We start from the raw sequence: 10,960 nt of genomic DNA, 5'->3' as shown, positions 1-10,960 counted from the left end.
AAAGCCCCCCAGATCTGACATTTCACGCGATTGCGCACAATACACCAAGATAGTTGACCGCTAAACAGATGGCGGCGGACGCAACGGAAACGGGACACCGGCCTGGTCGGACACCGGCAGGGGGGCGGCCCAGGGCCTGGTCGGGGGTCAGGACCTCAAGGCGGTCAGGGCCTGAGTGGGGGTCAGGGCCTGAATGGAAGTCAGGGCGTGACGGCGCCGGACGGACGCTGCCCGCGCCCACACCGTTGCACTTCTCCAGCACGGAGAACGCCCCGGGCACCCGCTAACGAGAGGCGGGAGGGACGGTGACGCCGTCCACCACGGGGGCCGTACCCGTGCGGCGCGGGCACCGCGGCGAATGGGGCGCCGCACGGCCCTAAGCGACTGCCCACAGTGCGAGGGCGGGCTCCGTCGCAGCACCCGAGCCGTAGCGCGCATGTGCACGCTCGCCGTCGCCGCATGAACACCTCGCCGTCGCCGCCCGAACAGTGAACCAATAGCCCAACAGGCAGCATGATTGCGGCCCTTGGCGACAACTTCAAGCCAGCCAAGGCCCAAAGACGATAGTCGCCGCCCACCCTGCCGCCGTGCGCAACCCGTTTCCGGATGGTTGGTTGGTGTGGTGGTCCTCTGTGTATATGTGGGTGGGTGGTGGCACACTCCGGGGATCTTGGGTGGATTGCTGCGTTCGACCCCCGACCGGCGGTTTGTCACGGACGCCGGACGCGGTAGCGAAGGCGGTTCCGCCGCGCGCGGACGGCCTCGCGGCCTTCGGGGGTGCCCTTCGGTGAAGCCTCACGGCGGCTTCCGGTGCGGGCGGCCGGGCGGCGCGGATGGATGCCTTCCCGGCAGGCGCGCGGCATCCACGCGCCGTGGAGAGCCGCCCTATGCACCCTGCCCCATGTCGCCGGTGTCGGCTTCCCTTCCAGCGCGGTTGCCCGCACCTTCCGCGTCCTGGAGAGTGCGGAGGCTGTCGGCGAGCGCCCCGAGGCCGCGCGCCAACGCCTCGAAGTCGCTTGCGGACATCGCGTCGATGAAGTGCCTCCGCACGGAGGCGACGTGTGCGGGCGCCGCCTCACTCAGCTTCCGCCACCCCGCCCCGGTGAGCGACGCCCTGACCCCGCGGTCGTCGCCCTCGCAGGAGGTCCGGCGGACCAGCCCGGCCTTCTCCAGTTGACCGACTTGGTACGTCACGCTGCTCTTCGCCAGCAGAACGGCCTCGGCGAGCTCGGTCATACGCAGTTCGCGACCCGGGGCGTTGCCGAGATTGACGAGCACGTCGTACTGCTGCGCCGTGAGCCCGGAGTTCCCCTTGAGGCTCTGCTCGATCCTGCGGCTGAGCACGGAGAAAGCGGTCAGGAAGTCCGTCCACGCCTTGGACTCCCGCTCGTCGAGCCAGTGGGGTTCGCACATGGAGGCACCGTACTCCGGTTGTACGTATTCGAATTACCTTGTAGCGTCGAGAGAAGTTTAACGCTGAACTACTTCGCCGCACGCGGCACCGAAGGGACTGCCACCATGCGTGGACACATGCACCTGACCTCGCAGATCCTGCCCGCCGGGGCCTACCGATTCGACCTGCACCGCTCCTCAGTCAGCTTCACCACCCGCCATATGTTCGGTATGGGGGAGGTCGTGGGCACCCTCTCTCTGGAAGGAGGGGATCTGTTCGTCGCGGATTCGCCCGAGCAGTCCCGCGTCACCGCTCAGGCCGCCGCGGCCACCTTCGACACGGGGAGCCGGCAGCGCGACAAGCAGGTGAAATCCCGGAAGTTCCTCGACGCCGCGGCCTACCCGACACTCGGCTTTGTGTCCGACAGCATCACCGCCGAGAATCAGCAGTGGATCGTTCGCGGTCTTCTGACCGTCCGCGGCGAGCCCGTTCCGGTCGCCTTTGCCATCACTCATGTGCAGGTCGGCGAGGCCGATGCCAGGATCAAGGCCGAAGCCCGGATCGACCGCTACGCCCACGGGGTCACGAAGATGAAGGGCATGGCGGCGCGCCACCTCGACGTCGTCGTCGACGCGTGGTTGCAGCGCAGTTGAACCACTGCCCCTTCGCCTGCCTCATGGCGGCCCTGGCGGCCCCGGGCGTGCGGTGGGCCGGACCCACACCGCCGGTCCCCGGGGAGGACGGCTTCGCCTGGTCGGACACGTCGAGCCCCGTGCAGGGTACTGACCAGGGTGTTCGTCCCGGATCGCGACGAATGACGTAGCCGCGGCAGGACGCGCCTCCGCGCCGGCCCGGTCATTAGCGAGTTACCTGCCTGCCCGTGGCTCTTCAGCGTCGGTCCCGTCGCCGCGTGGGCGCACGGTGGCCGTGAGGAGCGTGGCAAGGGGCGGGCAGTCCCCCTCGCCGAGGGCGCGCGAGCGTCGAGGCAGCGGTCCGCCGTGAGCCTGACGCCTACATCGCCAGTAAGGGCACGCCCATCGGCATGACTCAGGTCACGGCACGCGAGTTGGGCGAACACGGCATCTGCGTGAACACGGTGATGCCCGCGCAGATCGCCACGCCCGGCACGCGCGGGCACTCCGGCACCGACACGTTCACGCACACCATGTCCCAGCAGGCCATCCGGGAATTCGTGACGCCCGAGGACTCCGCCGGGCTTGTCGCGTTCCCCGCCTCGGACGACGGGCGCCTGGTCACCGGCCAGTCGCTCGTCTGCGACGGAGGCGGCCTCCTGCACTGATCGGTCCGTCCTGATGAGCGTGGGCCATGACCGCTCCGGTCGCCAGGGCACGGCGCGCCACGCTGCGCAGAGCGTGGGCCGGTCGGGGCCGACTCCGCGCCGGTCCCGCGCGGGTCGCCAGGACGGCGTCGACGCAGTCGCGACAGCACCCCCGGGCATGTGAACGTGGGATAGTTTCTGGACTGTTCGTGACGGGGGGATGTCCAGTGGGCAAGCGACACGTGCGCGCGATGTTGCGGAAGATGTCGAGCGGGGAGCGGGTGGCGATCGCCCGGTCGGCGGGTTCGATCGGGAGCCTCGCCCGGCTCGCCTCCGTCGCCGAGCAGTTCGGTTACGCGTACGCGGGCGCGGGGCTGGGCGGATTCAAGTCCGAGCAGCTCATGCTGGAACTGGTGCCTGACCCGGGGCCCGAGGCACAGGCGCGCGCCGAGCGGAACCGAGCGCTGTATCCGAACGCGGGCGACGGGGTCTCGCTGCCTCCGCTGGTACGTGAGGAGGTCGAGTTGCTCAAGGCCCGCATCTCCTTCGACTTCGCCAGCCAGTACACGGCCAAGCAGCGGCTTGCGTTGGGGCTTCCCGTTGCGACCGTGTTGGCGGCGGCCCCCTGCATCCGGTTCGGCCCGCACAGCACCGCCACTCTCGTCGCGGTCATCCTCTGGGCCGTGTTCATGCTCCTCGTGCCCGTCGGGCTCGCATCCGTCCGACGCGCACGCGCGCGGTACGGCGCCCAGTTGGCGGCCGCGGGCTTCACACCGGTCACCGACGAGCTCGGCCGGTTGAGGTACGTCTCGCCGGGCGGACCGCTGCCCCGCCGCGGCAACCCGGTCGCCTGACGGCCGAAGGGGCGGGCGGGCGCGGTCCGCAGGGTGGGGCGGCGGTGGCCCCGCCGCCCGCCGCGGGGGCCCGGGCGGCGAGGGCGTCAGGGAACCGGCCGAGCGGCCCGCCGTTCGAAGCCTCCGCCGGCAGTACCGTACGCGCTCACGAGAAGACGACGGTGCGGTTGCCGACGACCGCGATCCAATTCTCGTTGTGCCAGCGCACGGCGCGTGCCAGCGCGCGGATCTCCGCAGTTGGGTGATGATCTGCGTGGCATACGGCGCCTTGGCTGCCAGGGCCCACTCGATCAGGTCGTCACTGATCAGGCCGTGCCCCTCGGGGTAGCCGCCGATGCCGACCGACGTGAAGAGGTGGCCGATCTCCCAGACCCCGGACGGTGTGGCCGGCGATGGAGAAATCGGCCATGTGGAAGGACTTGGTCTCAGGCAGTGGCCGACCGGTGGCCTGCCGGAGGACGGCCACCGCTGTGGGGCCCTGCAGCTCGTACCGGTGGAACTTCGGCGGGCCCCAGGTGCGGACAGCGGAGCTCTCGTCACGGCAGCGGGAAGCCCCAGGCGGAGGAGTCCGTCGAGGTGGGCGTGGAGCATCCAGTGCTGCTCCCCCTCTTGGCGAACCCCGGCCCGGGATCGAGGATCGGCCGGTCGGGACGGGCTCCGGCCCGGACAGCACCGTCCGCCCGGGTCACCAGCTCCTCCGAGACCTCGCGTACGACGTCATCGTACCCGGCTGCGGCGTACATGTCCCGGCTCGTGCCACGTGAGTGGTTGAGCACCCACGGCACCCGGGCGGCCGCCACGACCCGTGCCATGGCGGGGTCGGCCGAGCCGCCGCTGACATCGTTGACCAGTACGGCACCCGCGGCCACTGCGGCCTCGGCGACCGTGGCCTGGGTGGTTTCCACACTGACCGGCACACCGGCGGCCGCCAGTTCCCGCACGACGGGGACGACGCGCCGCAGTTCGTCGGCGGCGTCGACCCGGCCGCTCCCGGGCGGGTGGACTCCCCGCCGACGTTCACGTAGTCGGCGCCGGCCCCGTGCAGCGCGAGGCCGTGCTCCACCGCGGAAGCCGTCGTGGCGTACCGGCCACCGTCGGGGAACGAGTCCGGGGTGACGTTGACGACCCCCATGACGCGGCACCGTTCGACGGGGACGCCACCCTTGCCGGTGACGTCATCCTCCTCGGTAGGGCCCCGCAGCCGCCCGGGACGGTCAACCGGCATCGTTCGGCTTCCTTCGTGGATCGGGGCGACGGACGGCGCCCAGCCGATCAGCTCGGCCGAGTGGTCCGGTTGTCGAAGAGGGCGAGACCGGCGGCGGTGTTGGACGCAGGCACGTGGTAGGCGGAGTGCACCTTGCGGACCTCGGCGTTCATCGCCCCGCGCATCACCAGCCACATGATCAGTTCGATGCCCTCGGAGCCGGCCTGGCGGATGTAGTCCTCCCGGCTGAGCGCGGCCAGCTTCTGCGGCTCCTTCTCGATGGCATCGAGGAACATGTGGTCGAAGGTCGGGTTGATGAAGCCGGCCCGGGCGCCCGCGAGCTGGTGCGACATGCCGCCCGTGCCGAGGATCCCCACCGTCCGGGCACCGCCGTAACCGGCGATCGCGCGCCCGAGGGCCTGGCCCAGTGCGTAGCAGCGCGCCGCCGTCGGCTGCGGGTAGCGTATGACGTTGACCATGATGGGGATGACCGGGCAGGGCCAGGCGTCGCCGGGCTCCGGCGTCCAGACCGACAGGGGGACGGTGAAGCCGTGGTCGACGTCGAGTTCGGAGAAGACCGTCAGGTCGAAGCCCTCGTCCATCAGGTTCTGCAGGAGGTGGAAGGAGAACTCCGGGTCCCCGACGACGTCCGGCACAGGGCGTCGGCCGAAGCCCTCATCAGCCACCCGGTACCTCTCCGCCGTGCCGATCGCGAACGTCGGCACCACGTCGAGGTCCACCCCGTTGGCGTGGTCGTTGTAGACCAGGATCGCGACGTCCGGAGTGTGCTCCGCGAGCCACTCCCGGGCCGGCCTGTACCCCTCGAACAGCGGTGCCCACACCGGGTCCGCCGTCATGCCACGGTCCATCGCCGCACCGATCGACGGTACGTGCGACGTGGCCAGTCCCCAGATCACCTCAGACATCGGTACGCCCTCCGGCCAGCATCGCGGCCTTGAAGTCCGCCTCGGACATTCCGGTGAACACACCGCCGAGGTACTGCATGGACAGCCCGTCCATCATGGCGAGCTTGTAGATGTAGAAAATGCTGCCGCCGAGGTCGAGCATGCTCTGCCAGTCACGGCCGAGGACGGCGGACGTCTGTGCCTCGGAGAGTCCGAAGGCGCGGCAGTACCCGGCTTCGTCGGCGCGGAACTGCGTGCGGGCGTTCTCCGTGCGCAGCGACATGAACAACTTGTTCATGTTGTGTCCACGAAGGCTCGTCGGACCGTCGAAGACGTAGGTCCCCGGCAGGTCCGGCCTGCTCTGGCTGCTCATGTGGTGTGCTCCCTGGCTGGGGCCGCGCATTGCGCAGCGGGCGGTTCTGCTCCGAGGCTAGAACGTCCGGGGGCGCCAGCCACCCCACGGTTGTCGCGACTGCTCGACGACGACCTGACCCGGGCCGGGCACGACAAATGACGTACGGGCGGCCCGCTACGTCAAATGACTCGGCCGTACTGGCGTACTGGCCGTTTCACCCCCGCCATTTCCCGGTGCCGCCACGGCGGATCGCTGCCCAGCGTCGAACGTCGGAAGAACCGCGACTCCAGAACAGGTGGCCCCATGAGCGCCAAGAAACTCCAGGACGTGCTGGACCACCAGTCGCACCACATGGTCAATCTGTGGGTGTCCGGACCCGACGCCCTCAAGCTGTTCACCGGCACGGGCATCAACAGCACCGCGAAGTTCCCCGTCGACTCGACCAAGCAGTTCGTCCCCGTCTCGCCCGAGGGCGGCGTGATCGGCGACGGCATTGTTCCGGCTCGCCGAGGAGGAGTTCGTCTTCGCAGGACGCGCTCCCGCCGCCAACTGGCTGACGTTCACGGGCGAACGCGGCTACGGCGTCGACATCCGGTTCGACGACGCGCCTCGTGGATCTTGGCGCCGATCCGGTGGTCGGGTCGTCGCGTGTGACTGGATGTCGCACCCGATGCGGTCATACCTCGCCACGACCGAGAGTATGCCTCGTCACCCACCGCCCACCGCTGCCGACGAGCCACTCACACGGACTGACAGTGTCCCCGGCCGCCTCGCCGACGCCCTCCGTCCGCGGTTGCTCCCGCCCTGACCTGGGCCGACAGGACCTCGCGCCGACGACGGTCTGTTCCATTGCGGACCGGCCGATGGCTTGGCACTGTTCGGGGCATCGTCCGCGCCTGCATCATGATCTGAGGAGGCACCCTCGTGGCTGTCGTTCCGGAACGTCGTCTGGCTCTCCTTGGAGGCGGCTTCTCCACCGACGACGACGGTCTGCTGGATGACTGGCTGCTCGATCAGGTGCGCGCGCCTCGGCCGAAGGTGTGCTTCGTTCCGACAGCCAGCGGCGACTCCCCCGCTTACACCGAGCAATTTCTCGCGGCGTACCAGCCACGTTCCTGCGAGCCCAGTGTCCTGCGGCTTTTTCGGCGGGAGCTCGATGACGACGCCCTGCGAACGCTCCTACTCTCTCAGGACGTCATCTATGCAGGTGGGGGCAACACCGTGAATCTGCTGGCGGTCTGGCGTGCGCACGGCGTGGACCGATTACTGCGCGAGGCCTTCGACCGCGGCGCCCTGCTGTGCGGGATCAGCGCTGGTGCCAACTGCTGGGCCGAGGGCTCGCACACCGACTCCTTCGGGCCGCTGACCCACCTCTGCGACGGGTTGGGCCTGCTGTCCGGCTCGGTCTGCCCCCACTATGACAGTGAGCCGGGCCGTCGATCGTCCTATCAGGCGGCCGTGGCGACCCGTCTGCTCCCGGCCGGTTGGGCCGTGGAGGACGGCATCGGTGCGCTCTTCGCGGAGGGGCGGTTGGTGGACTCGGTGACGCGTACGTCTCAGGCCCGGCTGTACCGGCTGGAGCCAGACTCAGATGGCGGCGGAGTCAGGGAACGAGCACTGCCGTGCCGTCTGCTCGTCCCAGCTCATCGATCCACTCCGCCGGCGTGAACCAGGGCCCGTCTGCAAACGGTCGTGCCCGGAGGGGTGACGCGAGGGTGACCGCGACTGCGAAGCAGCGGAGCGGGTGACTCCACGTACCGGTGCCACCGCCGGTGGTCCGGCCCCCACCTCCGCCGGGGGCTCCGGGGCGCCCCCTGCGGCTTCGACCGGCCGGACGCACATCTCGGCGTTCGTCGCCGGCCGGCGCCCTAATCCGTACGGCAGCCGGGCCCGGCCGGCGGCCCGGTTCCGAACACGTCTTCGGTCCACCGCCGTTGCGCGACCCCTTCCCGCCTGAAAGGGCAAATGGTAAGACAGCTAGACGCGTGAAGGCTGATCTGGCCGAAAGGAAGGGCAATGCGGACACGAATGTGCGGCGTGGCCTGCGTCTTCTCTCTTCTGCTCGTGGCCGGCTGCGGTGCCGGCGCGGCCGACTCGGGCCAGATCCGAGTGGCCGACGTCGCCTCCGGGGCGGCCCAGAAGGTGTACGACGACATCCAGTCCCTGCCGCGTGCACAGCAGCGTGCCAGAGCCGCCGAGCTGGCGAGGCAGGAAGGGACGCTGCGGGTCTACACGTCCCTGACGGACGACGTCTCCAACGTGGTCCAGAAGGAGTTCCAGCGGCAGTTCGGGGTCAGGATCTCGATGTTCCGTGCCAACTCGGAGACCATCCTCCAGCGCGTCCTCCAGGAGTCGCAGGCCAGAAAGCCGGCCGCGGACGCGGTGGAGAGCGACTTCCTGGAGATGACCGAACTCGGCGAGCAGCACGTCCTGGCCGACTACACCGGCCCCGGCCTGGCCAGGGTCGCCCCGTCGAGCCGCTTCGAGGGCTGGACGGCCGACCGGTTCAACGTCTTCCTGCCCGCCTGGAACACCAACCTCATCAAGCCGGCCGACGCGCCGCGCCATTGGGAGGACCTGGCCGACCCCGAGTACAAGGGCAGGCTCACCCTCGAACCCACCGACAGCGACTGGTACGAGAACGTCACCCACTACTGGCTGACGCACGGGAGGACCCACCGGCAGGTCGACACGACATGGCGGAAGATCGTCGACAACGCCAAGGTGACCAAGGGCCACACCACCATCATGTCGCTGCTCGGCGCGGGGCAGACACCGCTCGACTCGATGAACTACACGTACATCACCCAGCAGGCCAGGGCCAAGGGCGCACCCGTCGCGTACCGGCTGCCGGACGGCACCAACCCGATTCCCGCCTTCCCCCGGCCCAACGGCGTCGGCATGCTCAGGGGCGCCCGACACCCGGCGGCCGCCTGGCTGTTCTACGACTGGATGCTGGACGAGGGGCAGAAGGTGCTCGTCGCCCAGCACCTCACCCCGTCGACGAAGGTGCCGGGCGACACCAGCCTCAAGGGCCTGAACCTGGTCCCCTTCGACACGAAGACCCTCGCCGCCTCCAGCGGCTCCTGGGACAAGAGGTACGACGAGCAACTGCGCGGGGTCCTGGGGGACCACGAGTGACTCCGCGCCCCGTCCTGACGCTCCCGCCGCCCGCGTTCCTCCGCCCCACGGTGAGGTGATCACATGACCGTCACGACCGACCTGCCCGCGAAGCCCGCGGCACCCGTGCCGGCGCTCGAAGGCCCGTCCCGGCTGCGCCGGCTGCTCTCCCCGCGGATCCTGGTCGTGGGTGCCGCCGTGGCTGTCGTCGGCTTCCTCGCCGTCGTACCGCTCGGGTACCTGCTGCACGACACCTTCGTCGGCGACCACGGGCTGTCGCTCAACGCCTTCAGACGCGCCTACGGAGGAAACACCCAGGCCGGCCGGATGATGCTGGACTCCCTGGAGTTCGCCGTGGGCGCTGCCGCGTTCGCGCTCGTCGTCGGGTCGGTGCTGGCCTACCTCCAGGTGCGCACCGACCTCCCGTTCAAGGGCCTGCTGTTCGCGGCGTCCCTGGTGCCGCTCATCGTGCCGGGCATCCTGTACGCGGCGGCCTGGATCTTCCTCGGCGACCCGTCCATCGGGCTCGTCAACACCCTCGTCCTGCACCCGTTGCTCGGCACGAGCCCGGTGGACGTGTACACGGTCTGGGGAATGATCTGGGTGCAGGGCCTGCATCTGGCACCGGTGGCCTTCCTGCTGATGGTGGCCGCCTTCCGCGGCATGGATCCCTCGTTGGAGGAGTCCGCGGCGATGTCCGGCGCGGCCCGGCGGACCATCCTGCGCAGGATCACCGTGCCGCTCATGCGGCCCGCACTGATCTCGGCGGCACTGCTGATGTTCGTGCAGTCCCTGGAGAGCTTCGAGGTGCCGGGCCTGCTCGGCCTGCAGAACAACATCTACGTCTTCACCAGCAGGATCTACTTCGTCCTGCGGTCGTACCCCATTGACTACGGCAGCGCGGGTGCGTACGCGGTCGGGCTGCTCGCCATCGCCGTCGCCGGTGTGCTGCTGTCCACATGGCTCCAGCGCGGGCGGTCCTTCCAGACCGTGACGGGCAAGGCGTTCCGGCCGCAGCCGGTGGCGCTTGGCCGGGCCCGGCCCTGGGTGGGCGCCGCGGTCCTGCTGTACTTCCTCGTCACCGTCGTACTGCCGGTCGCGGTGCTGGTCTACGCGTCGCTGCTGAAGACGTACTCCACCCCGTCGGCGAAGGCGCTGCGCGGCATGTCGCTGCACAACTACGCGACCGTGCTGCACCTGCCGCTGGCCGCCACCGCGCTGAAGAACTCACTCGTCCTCGGCGTCGGCGCCGCCACCGTCGTCATGGCGCTGACGGCCGTGGTGTCCTGGGTGGTGGTGCGCACCCAGGCCCCCGGCAGACGGCTGCTCGACCTGCTGGCCTTCACCCCGATCGTGATCCCCGGACTCGTCCTCGGCCTAGCCCTCGCGTTCGTCTACCTCCGCGTGCCCCTGCCGATCTACGGCACCCTGTTCATCCTGCTGATCTCCTACTGCACGCGCTACCTGCCCTACGGGATGCGGTACGCCTCGGCCGCGATGACGCAGATGTCCAAGGAACTGGAGGAGTCGGCGATCGTGTTCGGCGCCTCGTGGTGGCAGACCTTCCGGCGGGTCCTCGTACCGCTGGCGAGCAGCGGCCTCATCGCGGGCTGGATCTACATCCTCGTCGTCTCCTTCCGGGAGCTGTCCAGCACGATCCTGCTGTACAGCCCCGGCACGGAGGTCCTCTCCGTACTGATCTGGGAGCAGTTCGAGAACGGTCAGCTCACCACACTGGCGGCACTGGGCGTCTGCATGGTGCTGATCCTGGTCGTCCTGGTCCTCTTCGCCCAGCGCCTCGGCGCCCGTACCGGTATCGAGTCCGACACCGCCAACTAGCCGGGAGGAAA

Annotated in this window: 9 protein-coding genes and 2 pseudogenes; 7 read left to right on the top strand and 4 right to left on the bottom strand. The window is 69.5% G+C overall.

The annotated features are described in order from the left end of the window. Positions 1-885: 885 nt before the first annotated feature. Entirely contained in the window at positions 886-1,413 is a 528-nt protein-coding gene (locus IE313_RS22870) for a MarR family winged helix-turn-helix transcriptional regulator (protein ID WP_189935202.1), read from the bottom strand. 117 nt (positions 1,414-1,530) lie between these two features. Between IE313_RS22870 and IE313_RS22865 the strand changes: the two genes are divergently transcribed. From IE313_RS22865 to IE313_RS22855, 3 genes and pseudogenes are all read left to right on the top strand, one after another. After that, a complete protein-coding gene (locus IE313_RS22865) occupies positions 1,531-2,046 on the top strand; it encodes a YceI family protein (protein WP_189935200.1) in 516 nt (171 codons plus the stop codon). A gap of 353 nt (positions 2,047-2,399) precedes the next feature. Continuing rightward, a pseudogene (locus IE313_RS22860) lies at positions 2,400-2,693 on the top strand (SDR family oxidoreductase); the annotation flags it as partial. A gap of 206 nt (positions 2,694-2,899) precedes the next feature. Next, the gene (locus tag IE313_RS22855; RefSeq protein ID WP_189935198.1) at positions 2,900-3,526 is read left to right on the top strand and encodes a hypothetical protein; all 627 of its coding nucleotides are present in this window, start codon (positions 2,900-2,902) and stop codon (positions 3,524-3,526) included. Between the two features lie 537 nt (positions 3,527-4,063). On the opposite strand, the pseudogene folP reads toward IE313_RS22855, so the two are convergent. From folP to IE313_RS22840, 3 genes and pseudogenes are all read right to left on the bottom strand, one after another. Then, positions 4,064-4,658, bottom strand: a pseudogene (folP, locus tag IE313_RS22850) (dihydropteroate synthase); the annotation flags it as partial. Positions 4,659-4,798: 140 nt separating this feature from the next. Beyond that, complete coding sequence (locus IE313_RS22845) at positions 4,799-5,656, bottom strand: class III extradiol dioxygenase subunit beta (protein WP_189935196.1); 858 nt, start codon at positions 5,654-5,656, stop codon at positions 4,799-4,801. Beyond that, positions 5,649-6,008 carry a protocatechuate 3,4-dioxygenase gene (locus IE313_RS22840; RefSeq protein ID WP_189935193.1) on the bottom strand — a complete coding sequence of 120 codons (360 nt, stop codon included), beginning with the start codon at positions 6,006-6,008 and terminating at the stop codon, positions 5,649-5,651. The genes IE313_RS22845 and IE313_RS22840 overlap by 8 nt, the downstream gene beginning before the upstream one ends. 285 nt (positions 6,009-6,293) lie before the next feature. Here IE313_RS22840 and IE313_RS22835 point away from each other — a divergent pair, with 285 nt between their 5' ends. The 4 genes from IE313_RS22835 (at position 6,294) to IE313_RS22820 (ending at position 10,949) form a co-directional block, all read left to right on the top strand. After that, positions 6,294-6,644 (top strand): hypothetical protein, encoded by a 351-nt coding sequence (locus IE313_RS22835; protein WP_229924861.1) that lies wholly within the window; start codon positions 6,294-6,296, stop codon positions 6,642-6,644. Positions 6,645-6,914: 270 nt separating this feature from the next. Then, positions 6,915-7,658, top strand: coding sequence for a Type 1 glutamine amidotransferase-like domain-containing protein (locus IE313_RS22830; protein ID WP_189935191.1), 744 nt, complete (start codon positions 6,915-6,917; stop codon positions 7,656-7,658). Between the two features lie 348 nt (positions 7,659-8,006). Continuing rightward, complete coding sequence (locus tag IE313_RS22825; protein WP_189935189.1) at positions 8,007-9,131, top strand: ABC transporter substrate-binding protein; 1,125 nt, start codon at positions 8,007-8,009, stop codon at positions 9,129-9,131. A gap of 63 nt (positions 9,132-9,194) precedes the next feature. Further along, on the top strand, positions 9,195-10,949 hold the full coding sequence (locus IE313_RS22820) for an ABC transporter permease (RefSeq protein WP_189935187.1): 1,755 nt from the start codon (positions 9,195-9,197) through the stop codon (positions 10,947-10,949). Positions 10,950-10,960 lie beyond the last annotated feature (11 nt).

It is taken from the genome of Streptomyces sulfonofaciens (assembly GCF_014656295.1).
GTDB classification, from domain to species: domain Bacteria; phylum Actinomycetota; class Actinomycetes; order Streptomycetales; family Streptomycetaceae; genus Streptomyces; species Streptomyces sulfonofaciens.
The sequence above is the reverse complement of the archived record's forward strand: the minus strand, read 5'-3'. Positions and strand labels throughout refer to the sequence as shown.

Excerpts from the sequence above, each read along its gene's own strand:
- IE313_RS22870 (WP_189935202.1), bottom strand. The coding sequence starts at position 1,413 with ATGTGCGAACCCCACTGGCTCGACGAGCGGGAGTCCAAGGCGTGGACG.
- IE313_RS22865 (WP_189935200.1), top strand. The coding sequence starts at position 1,531 with ATGCACCTGACCTCGCAGATCCTGCCCGCCGGGGCCTACCGATTCGAC.
- IE313_RS22845 (WP_189935196.1), bottom strand. The coding sequence starts at position 5,656 with ATGTCTGAGGTGATCTGGGGACTGGCCACGTCGCACGTACCGTCGATC.
- IE313_RS22840 (WP_189935193.1), bottom strand. The coding sequence starts at position 6,008 with ATGAGCAGCCAGAGCAGGCCGGACCTGCCGGGGACCTACGTCTTCGAC.
- IE313_RS22835 (WP_229924861.1), top strand. The coding sequence starts at position 6,294 with ATGAGCGCCAAGAAACTCCAGGACGTGCTGGACCACCAGTCGCACCAC.
- IE313_RS22825 (WP_189935189.1), top strand. The coding sequence starts at position 8,007 with ATGCGGACACGAATGTGCGGCGTGGCCTGCGTCTTCTCTCTTCTGCTC.
- IE313_RS22820 (WP_189935187.1), top strand. The coding sequence starts at position 9,195 with ATGACCGTCACGACCGACCTGCCCGCGAAGCCCGCGGCACCCGTGCCG.